The organism is Sphingorhabdus sp., assembly GCF_050921905.1.
In the GTDB taxonomy this organism is placed as follows: Bacteria; Pseudomonadota; Alphaproteobacteria; order Sphingomonadales; family Sphingomonadaceae; genus Sphingorhabdus_B.
In genome coordinates this window covers 315,006-338,709 of the sequence record NZ_CP050888.1, presented here as the reverse complement: position 1 = coordinate 338,709, position 23,704 = coordinate 315,006, and the positions used below count along the sequence as shown (strand labels likewise).

Below are 23,704 nucleotides of genomic sequence, written 5' to 3'. Positions count from 1 at the left end.
AATATAGGATCAAAATTGACGCACTGTGATCATGCACTTGGGCTACTTGCGGCAATCACGCCGTCAACGACGAGACAGCCACTTCTTGCGCCCGCGTCATCCAAAATCCTGGCACGAGCGCTGCAAAGCGCATTCTTTGCTCTGTCGATGCGCCCAATGTCAGCAGCATGAGCGAGAATGGTGTCGGCTGCCCCTTGCCTTCACTATCAAGAAATCGGACGCGCCCCTGTAGCAGATAGATGTCAGCAACGGGGCTAAGTGTTTCGTGGAACCAGGCTGAATCTGAGCGGACGGGCACAAGGCAGACCACTGTCTCGATATTGCCCGCTTGCCACTGGGCAAACGCGCGCTTCAACCAAATGAGTAATGCCGAGAATGGTGGGTTCATGAACGCCAGCCGCCCCGACCAGTCATCAACCAAGCCGTCGCCGCCTTCGCTAAGTATGATACGCCGGCCGGCAATCACTGGGCTTAGAAGATGGGCGCAAGGGTCCAGGTCGATCTCGCCAAAGGCAGCATAGATATGCATCATAAAGTCTGGTGGCGTAAACCGGCTATCCCGGTCAAACTTGTCGCCTGCGCCCCAGAAAGCCCGCTCCTTTGCGCGCCTCCGCGCATTGGGTGCGATAACTGACAACAGGCGCAGCAAGCTGCGCACTGACCCGTTGCCTTGTTCAAGACTGGCAATGGTCGCACGAGACAGCTTAGTCCGCCTCGCTAATGCTTCGAGTGATAAGCCCTTTCTTAGTCGGCGACCTTTTAGTTGGTCACCAAGCGTTCGGCCCGGTCCGATACCGTTTAGCTGGAAGTCCAGCGCCGCTTTGACCGCGACAAGCGTGGTCACAGACCCGATGCCGGCTTCCAAGCGCTTGATCACTTGTGGTTCGACATTAATCCTTGCCGCAAGCATTGCCTGAGACAGCCCGCATGAACGCCGCGCTTCTTTCAGTTCTTTGACTAATATGTGATCCATAATGGTATCATATACTGAGCATTGTTTAACACTCAAGCATGGTCGGTTTTGGCCGACAACGGGCGTTCGGGTGCTTAAGAATGAGTTTACCTTGCTGCGGCACTCGACATCTGTTCGGCGCGCTAATGACTGCAATGTTGGACGAGTACGAACCCGCTGACGCGGGAATGGTGCTTGCCCAGCTGTTGTGACAGCCTAACTTTCGACGCGCGTGGCTTGAGCTATCGAGATTTGAGGCAGACCCTTTGACTCCCTTCAACTGAGGAGTCGAACGATGACCAACATTACCCCTACCACCCATCTGCGCGCGCGAATGATCGAGGACATGAAGCTGCATCGCCTGTCGCGCGCGACGCAACGCAACTACCTGCGCGACGTAACGCGGTTTGCTGCCTGGCTGGGCCGGCCACCCGATACCGCGGCCGATGAGGACTTACGCAGGTACCAGATCGAGCAGAGCGACTCCGGACTTGGCGCGCCGGCGATGAACACGGCGGTCTCGGCGCTGCGGTTCTTTTACACGCGGACGCTCGATCGCCCGGACCTGACCCGCAAACTCCACCGGGTAAAGCATGCGCGTTCCTTGCCGACCGTGCTGAGCCGCGATGAGGTTGCGCGGATGCTGGGCGCGACGACCAGCCTCAAGCACCAGGCGATCCTGTCGGTCGCTTACGGTGCGGGCCTTCGCGCGTCCGAAGTAACCAAGCTCAAGATCCGCGATGTCGACAGCGAACGCATGTTGCTTCGGGTTGAGTGCGGCAAGGGCGGCCGCCACCGCAACGCGATGCTCGCGGGCGACCTGTTGCTCCTTCTGCGCGAGTGGTGGAAGGTTGGCCGCCAACAAGGCGTGATGCATCCCGATGGCTGGCTGTTCCCGGGACAGCATTATCTCAAGCCGATCTGCTACCGGCAGGTTCACCGCATCGCCGCCGAAGCAGCCCATGCCGCTGGCATTACCAAGCAGGTTGGACCGCACACATTGCGCCACAGCTTTGCCACCCATTTACTCGAGGATGGCGTCGATATCCGCATCATCCAGGTGCTGCTCGGCCATGCCCAGTTGACGACCACCGCGCTGTATACCCGGGTGGCAACGCGTACAGTCAAGAGCGTGATCAGTCCGCTCGACAGGCTGGCGATGTTCCCCGGCAAACAGGGGGCACCCGACGGCTGAGCCGTGCGGGCCTCACTTGAGGTCGCCGATATCTTCCGCGCTGCCGGGCCCGCATACCGGGTCGCGCAAGCCGGGCATCTGAGCCTTGTCCAACTCAAGGTAATGACGGCGATCGAGAACTGCCGCACCGCAGCCCTTGGCGGTCACATCGAAGCCTGCACCGACTGTGGGCACTGGCGGATCGCCTATAACAGCTGCCGCAACCGGCACTGCCCCAAGTGCCAGGGCGCTGCTGCACGCAACTGGCTTGCCGAGCGCGAGGCTGACCTGTTGCCGGTCGGCTACTTCCATGTGGTGTTCACGCTGCCCGCCGAGATCGCCGAGATCGCCTTCCAGAACAAGGCGGTGATTTACGATCTGTTGTTCAAGGCGGCGTCGGAGACGATGCTGACCATTGCCGCTGACCCTAAGCATCTCGGTGCCAGGATCGGTATCACCGCCGTGCTCCATACATGGGGGTCGGCCATGACCCACCATCCGCACGTCCACATGATCGTGCCGGGTGGCGGCATTGCGCATGACGGCGCGCGCTGGATATCGTCGCGTCCGGCGTTCCTGCTGCCCGTGCGTGTTCTGGGTGCATTGTTCCGGCGGCTGTTCCTGACCCGGCTGATGGCGCTGTACCAATGCGGCAAGCTCGCCTTCTTCGGCCATCTGGCACAGCTCGCCGACGCCCGGACGTTCAGGCGCCATCTATCGCCCGTTCGCAAGAAGCGCTGGGTGGTTTACGCCAAGCCGCCGTTCGCAGGACCTGAAGCAGTGCTTGCTTATCTGTCGCGTTACACCCACCGGATCGCCATATCGAACCGGCGGTTGATCGCGTTCGACGAGCAAGGCGTCACCCTCCGCTTCAAGGACTATCGCCGCGATGGCCCCGAGCGTCAGCGCGTCATGACGCTTGCCACGGCTGAGTTTATACGCCGGTTCCTTCTCCACGTCCTGCCCAGGGGCTTCCACCGCATCCGGCATTATGGGCTGCTTGCTGGTTCCGCACGCAAGGCCAGCATCGCGCGTGCCCGCCTGCTGCTTGATGTTGCACCACCACCGGACGACGCTGAACCTGTCGAACCGGTGGATGCTCGTCCGCCATGTCCCTGCTGCGGCGGGCATATGGTCATCATCGAGGCGTTCGAACGTTGGCAGCAACCACGCGCACCGCCATTCTCGCCAGCACCGATCCGGGAGCTTGTGTCATGACCCGGCATGGCCCGCCTGCAGTTCAACCCGCGCAGACCGTATCGCGGGTAATGCCCACGCTTGTGTCTTACGTCCACCGGACCAGCACGATCACCCCTCAATGTTGGCAAACGCCTTCGCTCTCGGGTCACAGCTGCCTAAAGATGGCGCACGCACCAGTGCAAAGGCTGCAATGTACCGCGACCGAGCACATCGTGCAGCACAGCTTAAAACCGAAAACCCCATAGCAATGACCACCACCGCGGGTCGTACCTGTCCGGGTTTAGTACGCCTGCCGGCGCCCGAAACCCTTCGACGCGCCGACAGTCCGCTTTTACTGAGAAACCGGCGAAAGCGGACGTTCGTTTACAACAAAGCCACTCCCGTCATACGAGACATTCACGACATTGCGCCTTGCAAATCGGCTGCTCAGAACGCGACATTCGTTTGGGCCGGATTCACCGACCCAGCGGCCATTCTCGGGTTTTTCAGCGCAGTACCATCCCTCAATTTGATCAGCTGGATCAGCGTCTCCCATGGAGTTGATCATCCTCAGTGCTCCGTCACCAGGGCAAGTTGACTGTCGGTGTCGAGCTTAAAGGCTTCGCGCCATATCCCGGTTTTGAAGTAATGCTCTTCTTGCTTGAGCCCTGTCCCAGAGCGGACCTCTTCGAGTAAGCCCATCCAGCACAATGGGCGAAGCACATGAATGAAAAGAGCCGCCTTCACTCGGATTGCGTCATGGCCATCGTGGCTTTCGCTAGGACCGTATAGCACATGACACAGCCGATCTTCACTTACGCCCAGTTGGGCTTCGACATTGATGACGTTGAGAAACACGTCCCAATTTCCGATCAGTCGATCACCGAACCGTGTATAACCGCTGTGGTCGGTGGCGAAAAGGAACCGCTCGGCAAGCAGAGCCCACATAGCAGAGGGGTCATCCCTCAGCTTCCTACCAAGGCGGGTCAAGTGCAGGGCTCCATTCTTGTGCCGCGCAAGTTTCGTGCTCAGCAACAAGTCATGCGTCAGTGCCAGCGGCGGGAAATCGCATTCGTTGAGCACCTTGTTGAGGGCATATAGGTCTTTGGCGGTGTAAAACGGCCATTCAAATGCCTTCGCTGCCCACTCGACGAAATAGCGCTTCAGGGCGCGGGTTGTTGTTAGGCCAATCGGCCCGTTCTCCGTGACGTAGTCGAAGGTTAGGCATATCGCACGCAACATCGGCGAATGGCGCATGGCGGCCGAAGGGTCTGAGATCGGGCGCAGGAAAATCATATGCCCTTATCGGTTAGCACACGGCAGATGGAAATAGGGGTAGTGGAAACAACCGCTACCACTTTGCGGTTATAGCCGTCTTGAAAGGGATCGGCGTGAAGGAGACTTTTTGAGCAAGATTCGCGGGGAATACACCGCAGCACCTGTCACATTGCCTCGGCAATCATCGCGGCATAGTCCTCGGCAGAAGCCTTGCGCGGATTGGACAGGGCTGACAGGTCACGCTCAGCGTAGCTAGCCAACTCGGGAATATCGTCGTTCGACAAGCCCATAGCCGCCAAACCGGACGGTAAGCCGAGTTCGCGGTTCATCGATTCGATGGCTTCGGCGAGATCGGCACCCGGAGGCAAATCCATCGCTTGGCGTAGTCGAACATATTTGTCGGCGCAAGTTTCGGCGTTGAAGCGCAGCACTGCGGGAAGAAAGACCGCATTCAACGTGCCATGGTGAAGGCGCAGCTTTTCGATCCGGCCTGCCGCATGGCTCATGGCATGGACTGCGCCAAGTCCCTTGATGAAAGCGAATGCGCCTTCGGTGGATGCCATCATCATTGCATAGCGGGCCTCACGATCATCGCCGTTGGCCACGGCCCGGCGAATGGCGCGCCAGCCACGCCACAATCCGTCAAGCGCGACACCATCGGCTGGGGGGTTGATCGTCGGAGCCAAAAATGCCTCGATGCAATGGGTGATTGCATCCATGCCTGTTGCTGCCGTCAGCAAAGGTGGCAGCCCCAACGTCAATTCGGGGTCACAAATTGCGACTTTGGGAATGAAGTGCGGGTGCGCAAAGGTCAACTTCCGGCCGTCTTCCATGATGATCACGAAACCGACCGAAACCTCACTGCCTGTGCCAGCGGTCGTTGGAACTGCAATGACCGGCGCCACATTGCCGACCTTACCCCGCCCGCCAGCGAGCGGGTCAAATTGGGCGAGCGGGCCACCGCTTTCAGCGAGCAGTGCAACCGCTTTACCAAGGTCCATCGAAGACCCGCCACCAAGGCAGATCACGCCGTCGCAGCCTTCGGAGCGATAGAGTTCGAGCGCCGCCAGCACCGCCCGCTCGGTCGGATTGCCGGGGGTATCGTCGAACACCGCCAAGCTCGCCCCGTCGCCAAGCGCTGCTTGCACCCGGTCGAGTATCCCTGCTGCGCGAATACCCTTGTCAGTCGCAATGAAAGGGCGCTTCATTCCCAAGCGCGACACTTCACCAGAGAGCAGATTCAGCGCACCGAAATCGAAATGGGTTGTCGTGAGATAGGTCAGCAGGGCCAATCGAGCCTCCTAATGTGCAGTTTGGTTTGGAAATTGAGTTGCACCTTCAAGACGATCGGCAAGTGCGCGCAGATGCTCGGCAAGACTGCGGCCCAGTTCACCCGATTGATCGAGCGATGCCAGTTCTTCCATCAGGGCGTCACGGATGGCTATGGTCGGAATCCAGAGCGCCAAAGCCTGCTCGATCCCAGTCCGGACGGCCTCGCGCGCTTTGCCGACATCGATGGCATGGGCAGCGTCACACGCCTCGGCAATCTGATCAGGATCGGCCCCGATCATTGCCGCTTTCGCCCTTTTGAACAGCCGACGCACTGGCCGATGATTTCGACAATATATTCGGGCACCTTCATGTTATGTGTCACCGAAATCTCGCGCAGCCGCCCCACAATGTCGGTGATCGGAATGACCTTGGTCGCATGGCAATCCGCACAAATACAAATCATGGCATCGCCCACGCTGTTCGCGGGCATGAAGGCAGACAGGCTGAGGATTTTTCTGATCAGCCCGGCGTCGAGCAGCCGTTTCAGAACCCGATAAACCTGGTTCGGCACGATTGCCCTGCCCGATGCCGTCAGCCGGTTTGCGATCTGGTAAGCGCCAATCGGCGCGTTGGCGGATTTGATCGTTTCGTGGACCATATCCTCCAGCTCTGTCCTACTGCGCCTTGTCTGAGCGACCGGCATACTCTGGGCGGTTTCTGGCGTAGTTGCCTGAAGCATTATCGTGTCCCCGCCGGTGGCACCGGATCGTAGCCATGACCTCCAAAGGGATTGCAGCGCAGGATGCGCCAGACAGACATCAGCCCTCCCTTGACGGCACCATGTATTTGAATTGCTTCGACGGCATAGGCCGAACAGGTCGGGGAGAAACGACAACTCGCGCCAAGCAGCGGTGATAAGAACCGCTGGTATAGCTGGATTACGCCAATGATCGCTGTCTTCATGCAAGTCTCCGCCATTTGCTTTGGCCATCACGATCCTCGACGCTGATGCCGCGCGCCGACAGCTCATTTCGCAACCTGTCCGCCGTTTCAAAGTCGCGTGTTGCGCGGGCCAGATCGCGCGCGGCAACCAAGCCGATAATCTCATCATCATCGTCGTTCGCGGCCTCATGGTGGGCAAACCACACCGCTGGATCATGCTGCATTATGCCCAGAAGCGCCGCACCGTCGCGGATAGTCGCAACAATGCTCTGCCGACGCACCGGATCGCGTTCCGATTGCAATGAACGCGTGAGCGCGAACAGCGAGGACAGCGCTTTTGGAGTGTTCAAATCGTCCGCAAGTGCAGCCGCAACCGGATTGTCCTCCAGCGTAGAACTTGAACCCGCCGCAACGGGCTCATTTTCGACGGCACGATAAAGCCGGTCGAGCGCGCGCTTTGCGGAAAGGAGAACGCGGTCGTTGATTTCGAGTGGCTGGCGGTAATGGGCTGTCAGCAGTGCATAACGCAGCGCCTCGCCCGGCACCTTGGCAAGCAGATCGCGGACCAGCCGGACATTCCCGAGCGACTTCGACATTTTTCGCCCATCGACGGTCACAAAGCCGTTGTGCAGCCAATAGCGGCAATAAAGCGCACCATCATTCGCGCACGTTCCTTGCGCGATCTCATTTTCATGATGCGGGAAGATCAAATCCTGCCCGCCGCCATGAATATCGATGCCGACGCCGAGCTTGTCCTCTATCATCGCCGAGCATTCGACGTGCCACCCTGGCCTTCCCCGTCCCCAGGGCGAAGCCCAGCCCGGCTGGGTTTCCGAAGACGGCTTCCAAAGCACGAAATCCGCAGGGTCGCGTTTGAACGGGGCTACTTCGACGCGCGCGCCTGCGATCATCTCATCGCGGCTCCGGCCCGAAAGCGCGCCATAAGCGACATAGCTCGACACATCGAAGAGCACATGGCCCTCCGCCACATAGGCATGGCCCCGACCTATCAGCCGCTCGATCAGCGCAATTATGCCTGGGATATGATCGGTGACCCGCGGCTCATGGTCCGGAGGGCGCACGCCCAGTGCATCCATATCGGCTTGATAGGCTTCAATGAAACGGTCGGTGACACTCGCAATCGGCACGCCCGCCGCAGCCGCTGCCGCATTGATCTTGTCATCAACGTCGGTGAAGTTGCGGACATAGGTAAGGCGCGTATGGCGGCTGCGCAGCAACCGGGCGAGCACGTCAAAGACCACTGCCGGCCGTGCGTTGCCGATATGGGCGTAGTCGTACACAGTCGGGCCGCAGACATAAAGCGTCACATGCACGGGATCAGCAGGCTGAAACGCCTCCTTGCGGCGGGAAAGGCTGTTGGTCAGCCACAGGACAGGCAACGGTTCTTGCACCAGTGTAGTAAACCATCTGAGTATCCAAGATGCAACATTATATCATCTCATACTCTCTTTCGACGCTCAAAATTTTGCATGATCACGTGAACGCTGACACCCCCGCGTGGCGATGGGGATCGCGGCACTATCGTGATGTGCAAGTGTAGCGGCTGTCACTCGCCCTGAGGTGCGCTGTGCTAGGGCTTTGCATCCATCTCGGTGAGGAGTCGCTGGGCACCATGGACTTTCTCCATCGTCCACAGCATGAAGCGGCTGTCGACGTGAATGGTGCGGTTTATGCTGGAGTCGTAGGACCAGTCGGACACGACTCCATCCAATGTGCCGTCAAACGCCAGGCCGACAAATTCACCGCGCGCATTTAACGTCGCCGACCCCGAATTGCCGTTAGTGATATCGACTGTTGAAAGATAGTTGACCGGCAGGGTTCCGAGTTTCGGGTCCACATAGCTGCCAAAATCGCGCGCCTTCAGCTTGGCAATGGCCACGTCGGGGGCGTCGAATTCGCCTTTGCCGGTCTGCTTGGCAACCAGCCCTTCCGCAGTCGTAAACGGCGTCCAGATCAAGCCATCACGCGCCCTCCCCTTGACGTGGCCATAGGTGAAACGGAGCGAACCATTGGCGTCCGGATAAAGCGTGCGCCCCTGCTCAGCTGCAAAAGCAAGCTGTCCCGCCATTACCGCCGAACGCGCAGCCTGCATTTTGCCGGCGCGCGTCTTGGCCTTTTGTTCATCGGATATCGTGCCTGCATAGGCTGCAACCGCAAGCTGGATGAAGGGATCGGTTGACGCTTCGAACTCCGCTGCCGATTTATCCATCCACCCCAGCCGCGTTGCCGTATCACCGAGCTTTGTTGTCGCATAAAGCGCGTCAACACCGATCCTGTCCAGCTTTGCCTCAAGCGCAGTGTTGCGCTTCGCAGCATCCACTTTGCGATATTCCCCAAGCGCCTGTTCGAGCAATTTACGATCGACGCTCGCGTCGAAGCGCCGCTCGATCTGCGTCAGCCTTTCACGAACCGGCAGCCGGTCGCGATCCTGATAACCGGACTCCCTTTGTGAATCGGGCTTTTCTCGTTCCTTGGCCCAGCGATAAAGCTGTTGGGCCGCGGACAGGAGCTGTGCACGATTGAGTGTTCCTAGACGAAGATTGTCCACCCGCGCTTGATTTGCTTCCTTTACCAGCGCATCGAGATCGGCAAGCGGCTTGCCATATTTCGCGGTTCGCGCTGCATCGGCAGCAACCCATTGGCGAAATTCCGCATCGGCCGCGTCTTTGCGGCCTAGCAGATTGATCGCATCTGCCCCGGCAATCTCGCCCAGCAATTTCTTCTTGTAATTGTCCGAGCCTTTCAGGATCGAGGCATATTTGATCGCTGCGGCTTCATTGCCGCTTGTCGCCTTGCTGATCGCGTCCGAATAGTCGGCGCGAAGTTGCTGGTCGATGGCATAGACCGCCTCAAAATTGTGACGCACTTCGGCTGCGGTCCAATGCCGATGAGTCACGCCGGGAAATCCGGCGACCATGACGAAGTCACCTTCGGCGAGGGGCTTCTGAGATATGGTTAGCCACGCTTTCGGCTTGTAGGGGACATTTTCCTTGGCAAAAGGCACAGAGGTGCCGTCGGGCGCCACATATGCGCGATAAAGTCCAAAATCGCCCGTGTGCCGTGGCCATTGCCAGTTATCGGTTTCGCCCCCGAAATTACCAATCCCGCCAGCTGGCGCATAGACCAAGCGGACATCTTTGATCTCAAGCTGCTGTTGAAGAAAGTAGCTTTGCCCGCCAAAATAAGGGCGGACGTCGCAGCGACGATTGGGCTGCTTTTCGCAGGCTGCGATCAGCGCCTTGCGGTTATCTTCAAGCCGGTTGAACCGCGTAAGGCCGTCGAGTTTGGTGGTCACGCCCTTGTTCATGGCTGTGGTCACGTCGCGCAAATCTTCAATCACAAAAACACGCGAACCCGGTGCAGCGGGAAGGTCTTCGGCGTTCGATTTGGCGAGAAAGCCGTTGGTCAGATAGTCCTGCCCGGGCTTCGAGTTATATTGGATCGATCCGTAAACGCAGTGGTGATTTGTAGCGACCAAACCTTGTGGGCTCAAAAACGCAGCCGAACAACCGCCGAGCGACACGATGGCATTGAGCGGCGCGACATTCAGCTTGCCAAGATCGGCAGGGTCAAGTTCCAGCCCTGCGGCCTTCAACTTTTCCCCAAGCGCCGGAGTCTGACTGGGCAGCCACATCCCCTCCTCCGCAAACGCGGCACCGGACCAGAAAAAAAGAGACAGAGCGGCACCGCCCAACAGTTTTACACGCATACGCACCTCAACTGATACACTATATCATTGCTGCATATGCACCGCCGGACTATCAGGCAAGGATGAAGTATCGCGCCGCTGCCTTTTCGCTCCTCTTGCTTGCATCGTCAGCCAATGCCGAAACCCGGTATATGGGAGATGTTTTCCAATCAAAACGGGTTATCGACCAGTTGGACACGAAGGATCTGGAAAGCGGTGTCGTACATCGATTCTGGTTTCGCGTTGCCGACACATCAATTGGTCAAGCATGGCATGTGCCGGTCATTGTCGTAAAGGGCGTGCGTCCCGGGCCGCGTTTGCTTTTGACAGCGGCTTTGCACGGCGATGAACTCAACGGCATCGATGTCATCCATCAATTGCTTGGATCAATCGAGCCTGCTCAACTTGCAGGAACGGTCATTGCTGTTCCAGGGCTTAACATTCCTGGCCTGATGCGAAAGACACGCGGATTTACGCCGAGCGAAGATGGTGCTGGCGCCAATCTCAACCGGTTGATGCCCGGCAAAACCGGCGAAGGCGCAGATGCCGCGGATCGGTACGCCCACCGGCTTTGGACTGCGCTGCTCCGCCCCAATGCAGACACCGTCGTCGATTTGCATACCCAGTCGCGCGGGACCGCCTATGAGATGTTTGCTTTTGCCGGATCGACCCGTGCGCGGGAAATTGCTGAATTGATCGGCCCTGACGTCATCAAGCTAGACCCCGGCGAAAAGGGCACGCTCGAAACCGAAATGGTGAAGGACGGTGTTCCAGCCATTACTCTCGAACTGGGAAGGCCCGAGGAGTTTCAGCCCGTGCTTGTGAAGCGCACTGTCGCCGGAATCTTGCGGCTGATGGCAGACATGAAGATGATCGCGCGGTCCGCTGAACCCCCCGATGTCGTGCCGCCCTTTATCGGCAACGATCTGGTCAATGTGCGGAGCGAAAATGGCGGTTTTGTTCGAATGAGCAAATCCTTGGGCGCGACGGTCGAAAAAGGCGAAGCTATCGGAACCGTAAGCGATGCATTTGGGGCGACAATTGAGACAATTACCGCACCTGTCAGCGGGAGGATTCACACCATTGCGACGACCCCGTTGCGCGACCCTGGAGACATGGTCGCGCGGATTATCTTCTGGTCGGATGATCCCAAATGCCGCAAGGGTTGCTAAAGCCGCGTTGGGTTTGCGAGCCCGTCATAAACGGCAGCCGCATCGAAAGCGGGAGCATCCTCGATCATCGCAAGCGCGACTGACCGGGTTTCGCCACCCGCCAAATCAACCGCGCGATAGAAGCAGCTCGTGAAGCCGACATGGCAACTCCCCGGCCCATCGACGGCTACGTAGAGAATGACGGCATCCTGATCATCATCGATGAGCATCCTATCGACGCGCTGGGCAAAGCCGCTATGTTCGCCTTTCCGCCAGAGCGACTGACGGCTTCGTGACCAGAAATGGGCGAGCCGCGTTGATATGGTCTTTTCAAGTGCGTCCGCGTTCATATAGCCAAGCATGAGAACCTGCTGGTTCGCCGCATCGATCACGATGGCAGGCAGCAGGCCATCGGCGTCGAACTTGGGTGCCAAAGCAAGACCAAGCTCGACCTGTTCGACGCTGTCGCGTTGTGCGAACTGAATCATTCGGACAACTCCTGCTGTGCTTGCACAAACCATTGGCGTGTCTGTTGGAGTTGCTTCTCGCCCCAAACTTGCCGATATTTTTGGGTCATGAAATCGCTTTCGTCGTCAAGCGCCTTCAACCGTTTAGCAATAAAGTCACGCGTCAGGGGAATGGCGCACAGGACTGTTATGCAGTGCCTCCATTCTGCGTAGGTGCGGGGAATGAGCGGAGCTGTCATAGTCTAAACCTCAGCCGTTGTCGCCGTATGAGGGGGTAATGATCGTCCCTCATCAACGATATTATAAGCACGATTTATGATCGCGGCGTCGGCTGGATCAGAGAGCATATCGAGGCCTAGGACATTCACACCCTTGGCTTTTGCCATTACGAAGGCAAGCAAGTCCCTCAATTCCTTGTCGCCAATGTCGCGGGTGATGAAAACAATCCGTGTGCGGCGGTCCTCACTCGGCCAGGCATCGAGAAACACTGGCGGGTGCCAGATGTGCTGCACGCCGTGGACGACGACCGGGCCATCGAACTCGACGAGATTGACAAGACCCTTGACCCTTAGAACATTCGGTCCGTTGAAAGTGACCAGAAGATCGAGCCAGCCATCGAAAACTTCTGCCGACAGCGGTTCGTCGATCGTGATACAGACTGATCGAATGTTATCGCCGTGCCGGTTGACGTCGTGATGGTGGTGATGATCATGGTGGTCGTGGCCATGATGGTGACCGCCAGAGTGATAAGCCTCCGCCTTGAGCCAATCGCGCACATCGCTGGTCTTGAGATCGGGGTTGAAGCTGGTGCCCGTCAGCACGCGCGCCGGGGCGATGTCGCCTGCGACAACAATCATCGGCTCAACGGCGGGGTTGATCGACCGTAACCGCGCAAGCACTGCTTCCTTTTCGCTTTCGGCGATCAGATCGGTCTTTGACAGCAGCAACCGGTCGGCGACGGCAATCTGCTTCACCGATTCAGCTTGGGCATCGAGCGTTGCCATCGCGGTCGCAGCATCGACCAGCGTGACCACGGCATCGACCCGATATAGAGTGTTCAGGCTGTGGTCGGACATCAGCGTGTGCAGGATTGGAGCGGGATCTGCGAGACCCGTGGTCTCGATCACGATGCGATCGAACCAGCACTGTCCTTCACGCGCATAGCGCCACGGCGCATCCTTTAGCGTTCTCTGAAGGTCGCCTTTGATCGTACAGCACAGGCAGCCGCTCGACATTTCGACGATGGTATCATCCTCATTGCTGCGCGCCACAAGATCGTGATCGAGCCCGATCGACCCGAACTCGTTGATGATGACGAGCGTCTTGGCTAGGTCTGGCGACCGGATCAGCCGGTTGAGTAACGTCGTCTTGCCCGCACCGAGGAAGCCAGTGAGAATGGTGACGGGAATACGTTCGGTGAGAAGCCCGGTCATAACGCCGTCCTTATCGAAATGCGAAAATCGCGCCCGGCAAGCGGCGCATAATCTTTCAGGAAGCTGGCATGGCGGCGGGCATCGACATTGAACAGATTGTTCGCTGATAGCGAAAGTCTGAAATCCTTGTCCGCCAAGGGTTGCCAGTCTGCGCTGAGATTGACGCGCGTAAAGCCGGGCGTTTTCGATTCGAAACCGGTGACCCGCTTCTGCGTTGCTGTTCGTTCCACATCGACGCGCGCGTTCGACTTTGTGCCGCTGGCATTTACGCCGACCAGCGCCCGATAAGGCGGGATGCGCGGTGCTGGCCCGAAATCATCAATTTTTGCGCGTACGGCATCAGCGACCAGGTCTGCCGAAATCCGGACTTCACCCAGTTCGAACAATTGCGCCTGTGCCTCAACCTCGACGCCTTCATAACGTGCATCGGCTTGAGCGAACTGGAAAACGGGCAAATCGTTGATGACGGCCCCGGTTTCAAATTCGTAGATATAGCCCTTGAACCGCGTCACATAGGCCGCCGCATCAACGCTCCACCCGTCGCCACCCGCGCGGGCGATCAGTTCGATGCCGCGAGCGCGCTCGATCCCAAAGCTCGGGTCGCCAATCTCATAGGATTGCGTTCCGACATGCGGGCCATTGGCGAGCAGCTCCTCGGCCGCTGGCGCACGCGCTGTCGTCGAGAGGTTAAGGCCCAATTTGAATCCGTCCCCCAGATCGGCAAACACCCCCGCAGCGGCAGACCGCGCCGTGAAGCTGCGATCAAACCCTACATCCTGCGAGCGAATGCTGGTCTTTTCGATCCGGCCGCCAAATTCGAAACGGAAAGCCCCGGCCTCGATTTCCTGCAAGGTAAAAATACCTGTCTGATCGGTTTGGTTCGGCGGCACGAAGGCTTCTGCGCCGACCGCAAGGAAGTCGCGGAAAAAGGTCTGCACGCCGCTTACGCCTTGCCAGCCGCCGCGCTTGCGCTGGCGAAGCTCAGCGCGCGCCTCATAGCCTTCATTGGCAAACAAAGTGCCGATAGCGCCATCCGCTTCCTTCTCGACATGGGCATAATCGGCATAGCCGCCGCGCAAGTTGAGCGATTCGAAGAAGCCGGACGGGATGTTCACCCCGGCGCGGATATCGGCGCGGGTCTGTTTGGCATCGATGGATACAGCCTCTTGCTCGGCACCCGGGCTAAGGTCGAAACGGATCGGCAGGCCATAAGTGGTTTCATAGCGGGTCAACGCGATACCGATATTGCCGCCGTCGTTGATATGCGCCACGCCGACACTGGCATTCTTGGTCTCGCCGGTTGAATTGGGAAGTCTGCCGCGAAGCGTGCTGAGTGCGCGGATATCGGGATCGATACTGGCGGCGGCATCGGCGCGCAGATCACGCGACAGGATAAAGCCGCCAGTTCGCAAATCGCCGGTTTCGGTATAGGCTCCGCCCGCCCGAACGGCAAAATCATCGCCAATGGCCGCTGTCACTGCACCGCCAGCGGCCCGTTCCAGCGCTGCGGAGCCATATGACCCGGTCAATTCAAACAGCGCGCCGTCATCGGGAACCGAAGTCGGAATTCGTTTGTCCAGGACATTGACCACCCCGCCGATAGCCGAAGACCCGAACCGCATTGATGCCGGGCCGCGCAGCACCTCGATACGGTCTGCAAGCAGCGGATCGATGGCGACAGCGTGATCCGCCGAGGTGTTCGAGACATCGAATGCCCCTATCCCATCGGTCAGGATGCGAACACGTTCCCCCTGCAAGCCTCGTAAGACCGGGCGTGAGGCATTCGGCCCAAAGCTGGTTGCCGAGACGCCTGCTTGCGTCGCCAGTGCATCACCGAGTTGCGGCCGAAGATCGCGCTGCAACTCGGCTTCGGCGACCACCGAGACTGGGGAAGAGGAATCGCGCAGATCACGCTGAAAAGCCCCGGTGACAATGATTTCGGCATCGCCTTCCCCGGCGTCTGCCGTTGCCTCTTCGGCAAGCGCGGGGGCCGCCAATAGGCTGGCGCTGGCGAGCAGAATGAAGCGATACATGGAAATTCCTTGGGTTTGGTGTGGCGAACCGCGTGGGCACGCAGATGGTGAAATGAGACAGTATATCATATCATTCAAAATGCAAGCATTTGCTCCGTGACTGGCTGGCCTATCGCTTCGGAACCGCCGCTTTGGCGAAGCGGTCAGACACTTTTGCCCAGTTCACAACTTGCCACCACGCGTCCAGATATTCGCCGCGTCGGTTTTGATAGCTGAGATAATAGGCGTGCTCCCAGACGTCATTGCCAAGGATTGGAATGCCCTTCTCTTCGGCCAGATCCATTAGCGGATTGTCTTGGTTGGGGGTGGAGATGATGGCGAGCGTCCCGTCCGGCTTTACAATCAACCACACCCATCCCGAGCCGAACCGCCCCGTTCCCGCTGTTTTGAACGCCGCCCTCATCTGATCGAGCGAGCCAAATTGCTTGTCGATTGCTGCCGCCAATGCAGGCGATGGTGCGCCGCTGCGGCTGGCCGGAGCCATTGTTTCCCAAAAGAAACGGTGGTTCCAATGTCCACCGGCATTGTTTCGGATGCCAACGGGAAGTTTGCTGGCCTTCGCCAACAGCGCCTCGACCGACTGACCGCGCACGGCGGAATCTTCGGCTGCGGCCTTGTTGAGCGCATCCACAAAGCTCTTGTGATGCCGCCCGTGATGCAGCGTCATTGTCTGGGTATCGATCACCGGGTTCAGCGCATCGAACGGATAAGGCAGCGGATCGAGCGTGAACGCTTGCACCTGGGCCTGAGCAGACTGAACGGTCGGCGCTGTGGCGGATTGGGCGAGAATGGGTTGCGGGGCAGCCGACGCGACCAGAATAGCGGCGGCAAGACGCGTTGATGTCATCATGGGTTTTTCCTCACTGTCATCATGGCGTGGCGGCGATCTCTCGGCCCACGGGGTAAAGGAGATATCGTTCGTTATAATAAGGCGAGCGTTCGTAAAACCACTGGAGGCGCGCGGTTGGATTGGCCGCAAACGCCTTGTCTTCGGCCAATCGCTTGTCGAATGCAGCTTTCAACGCCGGATCGCGCGCCAGCATTGCGGCGGCCATTGGCTCGATTACATAGCCTTCAATATATTCGGTGCGTTGCAAAATGCCGGGAAAGAAATTCCAGGCAAGGAAGGAATCGGGGCTTTCGGCTTCGAGCATCGCTGCTGCCAGCAATCCCAATGGCTGCGCCGACACGACACGAACCGATCCGGGAGGCATAAGCTCTTCGCGGCGCTCATGCCTATACTCCTTCGCCGAAAGGGGGACTCGCCCTTCGATCGCTGCTCCCAGTTTTGGTTCGACCAAGCGGACCATATCGAGCGGTACTGTCCGCGCGGTGCTAATCGTTTCCATCTGGATGCCGTGCAGCTTCATGCGCGCAATCACGTCGGCGGCAGAGGCAGGAACCCACCACGCGACCGGCAGCGCGTTGATGCGGTCAGGCTCTACGCCAAACACCGGCATTTGCTGCATGACGGGCTTGCCCAACCAGCGTATCTCATCGCGTCCCGATATTTCAGACTTGTAGCTTTCGTGCGCAATGCCACGGAACGGAATAATTTTGATCGGCTTTTCAATCGGTTTCCAGGTCAGGGTGATGCTGGTCGGTCGTGCCGCGCGATCCGCTGATATCGCAGCAGCAAGTTTGGCATGATCATCGCCAACCAGCTGTAATGCCCGTTCAACCAGTGTGTAGGTGCCCAGCACCCGCTGCCGGTGCGGCTTGAGCGAATGCGTTTCCACAAGCACCGTCGGGATACGCGCATGATCGCCATAGCCTGTGGAAAAACGCGGCGTGTCGGCATCGTGCGAGATACCCTTCAAGGGATCGCGATTGTCCACGGCGCTCACATAATAGCCCGGCACATGCCCGGCTTTCGCCAGCGCGTTCGAGATGGTGGGGCGAAAACTGTTATCCAGCCACGTGCCAATGGCTGGCGAATAGGCATAGAGGCCGTCCCATCCGGCAAAGGCAAAGGCGACATCATATTGATGATCGGTGCCGTCGGTCACATGCAGATCGAGATAGAGTGCCGGGTCATATTTGCGGATCAGGCCGATCATCGCCTGCATCTCCGGCGCATCGGCCTTCAGATATTCGCGGTTGAGATTATGGTTCAGGCTGGTTGTTCGCCAGCCCTGCACCAGCGGGCCGCGCTGGTTGGGACGGTTGAAACGCGACGCACGTTCGTGGCCGTCGATGTTGAAGATCGGCACAAACACGAGATCAGCTTTGTCGAGCAACCTGTCCTTGCCGCGAAACGCGATGTCGCGCAGCAGCATCAGGCCCGCATCCTTGCCATCGATCTCGCCCGAATGAATACCCGCCTGGACCAGCAGCACTGGCTTCTTTGCAGTCCCGGGCTTGCGCGCGACGACCGCGATCATGTCACGACCCTGCGGGGTTCGGCCGAAGGTCTCGATACTTAGCAATGGTGACGCAGCGGCCATCTTTTGCACAAATGCCACCGTGTCGGCATAATTTGGCGATTCAACAAGACCTGTTTTCTCGCCCGGCGTAGCCCACAGATGATCGGGCTTGACCGGCAAGCTCTCGCTGGCGCCCGTCCAGGGCGCAAGCGGGGGAAGCGGGGCCTCTATCGGCGCATCGCCCCGCGCTAGCGTCGTCGCAGGATATGCCGCGAGCAGCAACGCGGCCAGCAAGAGCCTCATTTCAACCCGCGATTGCGCAACAGTGCATCGGCGTTCGGCATCCGCCCGCGGAACGCAATATAGCTTGCGGCCGGATCGCGGCTGTTGCCGCGTTCAAGGACTTCCGTTCGCAATTTTTTCGCGAGAACCGGGTTGAAGACGTCGCCGCTTTCTTTGAACGCCTCGAAACCGTCTGCATCCATCGCTTCGGCCCAAGTGTACGCGTAATAGCCCGCCGAATAGCCACCATCAAAGATGTGGCTGAAGTGTGGCAGCCGATGCCGCATCCCAACCGCATGTGGCACGCCGAGTTGCGCCAGACGCTGCTTCTCCCAAGCTGCAGCATCAAAGTCGGCGGGCAAGGATGCCATGCTGTGCAATTCCATATCAAGAATCGCCGAAGAAAGCTGCTGCGTGGTCAGATAGCCCTGATTGAAAGTGCGGGCTTTCAGCAGAGCCTGCAACATGTCTTCAGGGATTGCTACGCCCTTTGCATTTTTGGCGTGGCGGCGCAGAATTTGCGGTTCCGCAATCCAATGTTCGTAAACCTGCGCTGGAAACTCGACGAAATCACGCGACACCGATGTTCCGGACAGCGACGGGTAGCGCACCTTGCTCAACAGGCCATGCAACGCGTGGCCGAATTCGTGAAACAAAGTCTCGGCATCGTCGAGCGAGATCAGCGCGCGTTCGCCGGGCGCAGGCGGCGTATAGTTGCAGTTGTTCACGACGATTGCATACTCACCGAGCAGTGTGCTTTGTTCGCGCAGGGAATTCATCCATGCCCCCGGAGATTTCGTATCGCGGGTAAACCAGTCGCCGTAGAACAGGCCGACTTTGGTCCCGTCGGCCTCACGGATCTCCCAAACCTTCACGCCCGGCGCATAGGGCGGAATATCGGGGCGCGGATGGAAGGTCAGGCCATAGAGCTTGGTCGTGGTTTCCATCAGGGCATCGACCATGCCATCGAGCGGGAAATACTGCTTGAGTGCCGCCTCATCTAGATTGAACCGTTCCTTGCGCACCTGCTCGGCATAAAAACGCCAATCCCATGGCTCAAGCGTGGTGATGCCATCCTTAGCCGCAATAGCAAGCAGCGCCTTTTCCTCTTCGCGAGCCATTGCGAGGCCGGGCTCGAAGACTTGTTTGAGCAACCCCATTGCCGCATCTGGCGTTTTGGCCATCGAGTCTTGAAGAATGAAGTGGGCGTGCGATTTCGCGCCCATCAGCTTCGCACGCTCCGCACGAAGCGTCAGCATTTCGCGGATCAGCGCCAGATTGTTATTGGCGTTGGCATTCTCGCCGCGCATGGTGAAAGCGCGGAATACCTTCTCGCGAGCCGCGCGATCGCTGGCCGAAAACAGGAAGGGTTCGACAGCGGAGCGTGTTGCCTTGATCAGATATTCGCCTTTCCGTCCCGCCGCTTCAGCACCGGCGGCGGCAGACTTTTGCGCCTCTTGCGATAAACCGGCGACCTCTGCCTGTGTCAGAAACACATCACCGGCCTTTTGGTCGGCGATCAAATTTTGTCCGAATTTGACCGCTGCCGCTGATAACGCCTGATTGATCTCTGCGACACGGACGCGGCTTTCAAGCGGCAATGCCGCACCAGCGCGAACGAAGCTCTTGTGCGTCTCTTCGAGGAGACGCAATTGTTCCGGTTCGAGGTTGAGCGTGGCGCGCGACTTGTAGAGCTTATCGACGCGAGCAAACAGCTTTTGATTGAGATAGGTTTCGGTGTTGAACTTGGTCAGTTTGGGCGAAACCGCTTCTTCGATCTTCTGGATTTCGGGTTTTGCATCGGCCGAACTGAGGTTGAAAAAGGTCGCTGAGACACGCGACAGCAACCGTCCCGATTTTTCCATCGCCTCGATCGTGTTCGCAAATGTCGGAGCCGACCGGCTCGATGCAATGCGCGCAATATCTTGCCGCGCCTCGGCAAGGCCCTTGTCGAACGCAGGCATGAAATGCTCGGGTTTGATCCGGTCGTAAGGTGGAACGCCGTCGGGCGAAGTCCAAGCCGCTATAAGCGGATTTGCCACTTGCGCCGCTGCCTTTGCCGCTTGGGCAGTTGGGGCGAAAAAAATCGGAAGCGCACAGAGAGGGGCTGCGAGAGCCAACAGCGAAACTGATTTGACGATGCGGATCATTGAACATTTGACCTTCTAGCTCGAACCCATGATATGATGTATCATTGCGTGAAGGTTCGAACCCTGTCCACCGAAATTGATTTCGACGAAATGCGATCATCGTTCGACGAGGGACAAGACTGGCCGGATGCCGTAGTGAAAGATGCAAGAATGAGGAGCAAAGTGTGATCGACGAAAGCGAAAACCTTCCAGTGAATCCGATGGTGGAACGCGGCGCAACGACGCTTGACGATGTGATCGCACTCCGATTGTCGCGACGCACCATGCTCGGTGGGCTCGCGGCGCTAACGGTTGGCGGCTGTGTAAGGCCAAGTCTCGAGACTACTCCTGCTCTGGCACATACGCCTTTCTCCTTTCGGGAAATTGCACGGGGCCTCGATACCACGCACCATGTTGCCGTTGGCTATAGTGCCGATGTCCTCATACGATGGGGCGATCCCCTGTTTGCGGACAGCCCGAGCTTCGATGCGATGGCTCAGACTCCGACGGCGCAGCTCAGGCAATTCGGTTACAATAACGACTTTATTGGGGTCGTGCCGTTGCCGCGCGGCGATGCCGAAGAGCGCGCATTGCTGTGCGTCAACCACGAGTACACTTCGACCCCGCTGATGTTTCCAGGCGTCGCCAGCAACTACCCGCATTCGATTACGCGCGCGCATTGCGAGATAGAGATGGCGGCGCATGGTGGTAGCATCGTCGAGGTCGAACGCACCGGAAAGCGCTGGTCAGTCGTGAGGGGGTCGCGGTTCAACCGGCGAGTCACCGCCGATACGACACCGATGCAAATCACGGGACCGGCAGCTGGACATCCGCGAATGCGAACATCTGCCGATCCGAAAGGCATGCTGGCGGCCGGAATGATGAACAACTGCGCCGGTGGAATCACGCCCTGGGGGACTTATGTGACGGCGGAAGAAAACATCAACGGGAACTTTATGGGCAGTCTGCCTAAAGGGCATCCGGAAACTGCAAACCACAAAAGAATGGGTGTGCCGGGCGGCTGGTTTCAATGGGGTCGTTACTTTGATCGGTTCGACATCGGCAAGGAACCCAATGAACCCAATCGCTTCGGCTGGATCGTTGAAATCGATCCGATGGACCCGCAATCGACCCCGAAGAAGCGGACGGCGCTTGGCCGGTTCAAGCATGAAGGGTGCGAAAGCGTTGTCGCATCCGACGGCCGCGTCGTCCTATATATGGGCGACGACCAACGGTTTGAATATGTCTACAAGTTCATCACCAAGGGCCGCTTCAACCCACGCAGCAAGGCTGCCAATCGGGACCTGCTCGATGAAGGGACGCTCTATGTTGCCCGCTTCGACGCCGATGGCGCCCTTGACTGGCTTCCGCTCATTTTCGGGCATGGTCCGCTCACGCCAGACAATGGTTTTGGATCGCAAGCCGACGTCGTCATCGAGGCACGGCGCGCCGCCGATCTTTTGGGTGCCACGCCGATGGACCGGCCCGAAGATGTCGAGCCCGATCCGCGCAGCGGCCGCGTCTGGGTGATGTGCACCAATAACGACCGGCGAACCGCGGATCAGGTGAACGCCGCCAATCCGCGTGCCGTCAACAAAAACGGCCATATCATCGAAATTATCGAACCTGATGGCGACTTCACCGCAACCCGTTCGCGTTGGGAAATTCTCGTTCGCTGCGGCGATCCGTCCGATGCCGCAGTCGGTGCCACATGGAATCCAGCGACGAGCGCCAATGGCTGGTTCGGCAGTCCCGATAATTGTGCCATCGATCCAAAGGGCCGACTATGGGTTGCAACCGATGGCAATGACGATACTGGCGCCGCCGACGGTCTGTGGGCGATGGAAACCGATGGGCCGGGCCGTGCAACCGGTCGCGCTTTCTTCCGCACGCCGGTCGGCGCCGAACTGTGCGGCCCTCGTTTTACGTCTTCGGGAAGCACATTGTTCGTTTCGGTTCAGCATCCGGGTGACGGCACGGGGACGAACACCGCAACCTTCGAAAATCCGACAACACGCTGGCCGGATTTCAAGGACGGACAACCGCCTCGCCCAAGCGTTGTCGCGATCATGCGCGACGATGGCGGGCCTATTGGCGGATAACCGCTAATGCGCGCAGTTTCCTCCAATAGCCTCACCGGCGAAGGCGCGACGCACAAACTCTGACGACTCGCGCGTCGATCCATTGACTGCACCGCTATGGTCGGCGTCCGGATAGACGTGCGCCTCGATCCGCGTGCCTGCTTTGCAGGCATCGGCCTTGAGTGCGAGCTGCATTTGAGGCGGGACATCGCGGTCCTTGCCGCCGATGCCCATGAAGACCGGCGAGGTGACCTTAAGCGTTGGAAAGCCCAAGATGCCCGCATATTTGGCGAGCGCAAGCGCGGGATCGGCCTTGAAGGCATTGGTACGTGTCAGGCCTGCACCCACCGAAGCGCGTGCGACGTCAAGGAAACATTGGGTCGCAGCCGCTTTGGCGACCGGCAGCGCCTTGTCGGTGACATGATCTTCGATACGAAAGGCGGGATCGACCTGCTCCTGAAGCGACAGAAAGTAGAAATTATAGGCGAGCAACGGATCGACCATGTCAGCCGGGCGCGCGGCATCGAGCGCCGCCTCGCTATCGCCTCTGAAATAGGGCGTTCCGGTTGCGACAGTCCCTGCAATGTCAAGTTCGGGTGCGTAAGCGGGCGCGATGCCTGCTGTCGCAAATGCAGCACCTCCACCCTGAGACTGGCCGATCAGCACCGTGCGCTTGCCGATGCCGAATGTTTTGCCCTGGACCGCACGAATGCTGTCGAGCACGCTATACGCCACGGGCCGCGTTGCGAGATACGGATGCCCGCCGGGCGTACCCAAGCCCTGATAATCCGAGGCGACGACCGCATAACCCTTGGCCAGCCAGAAGTTCAGATAAGTCATGTCTCGCGGCGAGCGTCCTGCGAAGGACGGCGCACACATATCGCCGATCCCGACGGTGCCATGCGCCCAGGCCAGCAGCGGCCATCCGCCCTTCGGGGCCTTTCCCTTCGGAAGATACAGCGCACCCGACACTGCCACGCGATCCTTGCCGCCAAGCCCATCGGTAGAGGCGTAGAGGATCCGAACCGCACGACCGGCATTCTCCAAGGCGGTCTTGTCGGCAAGTGCTTCCTGCCGAAGCAATTTTCCAGGCTTGGACGGAAGCGGTTTTTGCCACGAATAGAAGTCCGGAACACCGCCATCGCCGCGAAGAGCCGGTTCGCCAGCTGCGGCTGCGCCGGATAGCGCGACGAAAGCCGAAATGGCTATCGCCAATGCTGTTACTTTCCGAGAAACCATGCGTAACCCCTACCGTT

At 58.8% G+C, this 23,704-nt stretch carries 19 protein-coding genes; 4 read left to right on the top strand and 15 right to left on the bottom strand.

Going from position 1 to position 23,704, the window contains the following annotated elements; genetic code table 11:
- Nucleotides 1-55 precede the first annotated feature (55 nt).
- Nucleotides 56-973 (bottom strand): DNA N-6-adenine-methyltransferase, encoded by a 918-nt coding sequence (locus HEQ18_RS01625; protein WP_432815268.1) that lies wholly within the window; start codon nt 971-973, stop codon nt 56-58.
- Nucleotides 974-1,247: 274 nt separating this feature from the next.
- Between HEQ18_RS01625 and HEQ18_RS01620 the strand changes: the two genes are divergently transcribed.
- The gene (locus tag HEQ18_RS01620) at nt 1,248-2,147 is read left to right on the top strand and encodes a tyrosine-type recombinase/integrase (protein WP_432815267.1); all 900 of its coding nucleotides are present in this window, start codon (nt 1,248-1,250) and stop codon (nt 2,145-2,147) included.
- Nucleotides 2,148-2,150: 3 nt separating this feature from the next.
- Complete coding sequence (locus HEQ18_RS01615) at nt 2,151-3,344, top strand: IS91 family transposase (protein ID WP_432815266.1); 1,194 nt, start codon at nt 2,151-2,153, stop codon at nt 3,342-3,344.
- A gap of 531 nt (nt 3,345-3,875) precedes the next feature.
- Here the strand turns inward: HEQ18_RS01615 and HEQ18_RS01610 are convergent.
- The 7 genes from HEQ18_RS01610 to HEQ18_RS01580 all read right to left on the bottom strand — a co-directional run bounded on the left by HEQ18_RS01610 (nt 3,876) and on the right by HEQ18_RS01580 (nt 10,527).
- The gene (locus HEQ18_RS01610) at nt 3,876-4,601 is read right to left on the bottom strand and encodes a hypothetical protein (RefSeq protein ID WP_432815265.1); all 726 of its coding nucleotides are present in this window, start codon (nt 4,599-4,601) and stop codon (nt 3,876-3,878) included.
- Nucleotides 4,602-4,747: 146 nt separating this feature from the next.
- The gene (locus HEQ18_RS01605) at nt 4,748-5,875 is read right to left on the bottom strand and encodes an iron-containing alcohol dehydrogenase (RefSeq protein ID WP_432815264.1); all 1,128 of its coding nucleotides are present in this window, start codon (nt 5,873-5,875) and stop codon (nt 4,748-4,750) included.
- A gap of 9 nt (nt 5,876-5,884) precedes the next feature.
- Nucleotides 5,885-6,154 carry a hypothetical protein gene (locus tag HEQ18_RS01600; RefSeq protein ID WP_432815263.1) on the bottom strand — a complete coding sequence of 90 codons (270 nt, stop codon included), beginning with the start codon at nt 6,152-6,154 and terminating at the stop codon, nt 5,885-5,887.
- Nucleotides 6,151-6,594 (bottom strand): Fur family transcriptional regulator, encoded by a 444-nt coding sequence (locus HEQ18_RS01595; RefSeq protein WP_432815262.1) that lies wholly within the window; start codon nt 6,592-6,594, stop codon nt 6,151-6,153. The genes HEQ18_RS01600 and HEQ18_RS01595 overlap by 4 nt, the downstream gene beginning before the upstream one ends.
- Complete coding sequence (yidD, locus tag HEQ18_RS01590; RefSeq protein WP_432815261.1) at nt 6,594-6,818, bottom strand: membrane protein insertion efficiency factor YidD; 225 nt, start codon at nt 6,816-6,818, stop codon at nt 6,594-6,596. The genes HEQ18_RS01595 and yidD overlap by 1 nt, the downstream gene beginning before the upstream one ends.
- On the bottom strand, nt 6,815-8,209 hold the full coding sequence (cysS, locus tag HEQ18_RS01585) for a cysteine--tRNA ligase (RefSeq protein WP_432815260.1): 1,395 nt from the start codon (nt 8,207-8,209) through the stop codon (nt 6,815-6,817). Before cysS ends, yidD begins: the two co-directional genes overlap by 4 nt.
- A gap of 179 nt (nt 8,210-8,388) precedes the next feature.
- Nucleotides 8,389-10,527, bottom strand: a complete 2,139-nt coding sequence (locus HEQ18_RS01580; RefSeq protein ID WP_432815259.1) for a S46 family peptidase — start codon at nt 10,525-10,527, stop codon at nt 8,389-8,391.
- Nucleotides 10,528-10,589: 62 nt separating this feature from the next.
- Here HEQ18_RS01580 and HEQ18_RS01575 point away from each other — a divergent pair, with 62 nt between their 5' ends.
- Nucleotides 10,590-11,678, top strand: coding sequence for a succinylglutamate desuccinylase/aspartoacylase family protein (locus HEQ18_RS01575; protein WP_432815258.1), 1,089 nt, complete (start codon nt 10,590-10,592; stop codon nt 11,676-11,678).
- Here HEQ18_RS01575 and hisI read toward each other — a convergent pair.
- The 6 genes from hisI to HEQ18_RS01545 form a co-directional block, all read right to left on the bottom strand.
- Nucleotides 11,675-12,145, bottom strand: a complete 471-nt coding sequence (gene hisI / locus HEQ18_RS01570) for a phosphoribosyl-AMP cyclohydrolase (RefSeq protein WP_432815257.1) — start codon at nt 12,143-12,145, stop codon at nt 11,675-11,677. The genes HEQ18_RS01575 and hisI overlap by 4 nt on opposite strands.
- A 221-nt stretch (nt 12,146-12,366) precedes the next feature.
- Nucleotides 12,367-13,557 (bottom strand): CobW family GTP-binding protein, encoded by a 1,191-nt coding sequence (locus HEQ18_RS01565; RefSeq protein WP_432815256.1) that lies wholly within the window; start codon nt 13,555-13,557, stop codon nt 12,367-12,369.
- A complete protein-coding gene (locus tag HEQ18_RS01560; RefSeq protein WP_432815255.1) occupies nt 13,554-15,590 on the bottom strand; it encodes a TonB-dependent receptor in 2,037 nt (678 codons plus the stop codon). The genes HEQ18_RS01565 and HEQ18_RS01560 overlap by 4 nt, the downstream gene beginning before the upstream one ends.
- A 109-nt stretch (nt 15,591-15,699) precedes the next feature.
- Complete coding sequence (locus HEQ18_RS01555) at nt 15,700-16,437, bottom strand: superoxide dismutase (protein WP_432816026.1); 738 nt, start codon at nt 16,435-16,437, stop codon at nt 15,700-15,702.
- Between the two features lie 22 nt (nt 16,438-16,459).
- A complete protein-coding gene (locus HEQ18_RS01550; protein WP_432815254.1) occupies nt 16,460-18,259 on the bottom strand; it encodes a M14 family metallopeptidase in 1,800 nt (599 codons plus the stop codon).
- Entirely contained in the window at nt 18,256-20,280 is a 2,025-nt protein-coding gene (locus HEQ18_RS01545; protein WP_432815253.1) for a M3 family metallopeptidase, read from the bottom strand. The genes HEQ18_RS01550 and HEQ18_RS01545 overlap by 4 nt, the downstream gene beginning before the upstream one ends.
- 272 nt (nt 20,281-20,552) lie before the next feature.
- Here HEQ18_RS01545 and HEQ18_RS01540 point away from each other — a divergent pair, with 272 nt between their 5' ends.
- The gene (locus HEQ18_RS01540; protein ID WP_432815252.1) at nt 20,553-22,469 is read left to right on the top strand and encodes a PhoX family protein; all 1,917 of its coding nucleotides are present in this window, start codon (nt 20,553-20,555) and stop codon (nt 22,467-22,469) included.
- Between the two features lie 3 nt (nt 22,470-22,472).
- Here HEQ18_RS01540 and HEQ18_RS01535 read toward each other — a convergent pair whose 3' ends face one another.
- The gene (locus HEQ18_RS01535; RefSeq protein ID WP_432815251.1) at nt 22,473-23,687 is read right to left on the bottom strand and encodes an alpha/beta fold hydrolase; all 1,215 of its coding nucleotides are present in this window, start codon (nt 23,685-23,687) and stop codon (nt 22,473-22,475) included.
- Nucleotides 23,688-23,704 lie beyond the last annotated feature (17 nt).

Excerpts from the sequence above, each read along its gene's own strand:
- HEQ18_RS01625 (WP_432815268.1), bottom strand. The coding sequence starts at position 973 with ATGGATCACATATTAGTCAAAGAACTGAAAGAAGCGCGGCGTTCATGC.
- HEQ18_RS01620 (WP_432815267.1), top strand. The coding sequence starts at position 1,248 with ATGACCAACATTACCCCTACCACCCATCTGCGCGCGCGAATGATCGAG.
- HEQ18_RS01610 (WP_432815265.1), bottom strand. The coding sequence starts at position 4,601 with ATGATTTTCCTGCGCCCGATCTCAGACCCTTCGGCCGCCATGCGCCAT.
- HEQ18_RS01600 (WP_432815263.1), bottom strand. The coding sequence starts at position 6,154 with ATGATCGGGGCCGATCCTGATCAGATTGCCGAGGCGTGTGACGCTGCC.
- HEQ18_RS01595 (WP_432815262.1), bottom strand. The coding sequence starts at position 6,594 with ATGCTTCAGGCAACTACGCCAGAAACCGCCCAGAGTATGCCGGTCGCT.
- yidD (WP_432815261.1), bottom strand. The coding sequence starts at position 6,818 with ATGAAGACAGCGATCATTGGCGTAATCCAGCTATACCAGCGGTTCTTA.
- HEQ18_RS01580 (WP_432815259.1), bottom strand. The coding sequence starts at position 10,527 with ATGCGTGTAAAACTGTTGGGCGGTGCCGCTCTGTCTCTTTTTTTCTGG.
- HEQ18_RS01575 (WP_432815258.1), top strand. The coding sequence starts at position 10,590 with ATGAAGTATCGCGCCGCTGCCTTTTCGCTCCTCTTGCTTGCATCGTCA.
- hisI (WP_432815257.1), bottom strand. The coding sequence starts at position 12,145 with ATGATTCAGTTCGCACAACGCGACAGCGTCGAACAGGTCGAGCTTGGT.
- HEQ18_RS01565 (WP_432815256.1), bottom strand. The coding sequence starts at position 13,557 with ATGACCGGGCTTCTCACCGAACGTATTCCCGTCACCATTCTCACTGGC.
- HEQ18_RS01560 (WP_432815255.1), bottom strand. The coding sequence starts at position 15,590 with ATGTATCGCTTCATTCTGCTCGCCAGCGCCAGCCTATTGGCGGCCCCC.
- HEQ18_RS01555 (WP_432816026.1), bottom strand. The coding sequence starts at position 16,437 with ATGACATCAACGCGTCTTGCCGCCGCTATTCTGGTCGCGTCGGCTGCC.
- HEQ18_RS01550 (WP_432815254.1), bottom strand. The coding sequence starts at position 18,259 with ATGAGGCTCTTGCTGGCCGCGTTGCTGCTCGCGGCATATCCTGCGACG.
- HEQ18_RS01535 (WP_432815251.1), bottom strand. The coding sequence starts at position 23,687 with ATGGTTTCTCGGAAAGTAACAGCATTGGCGATAGCCATTTCGGCTTTC.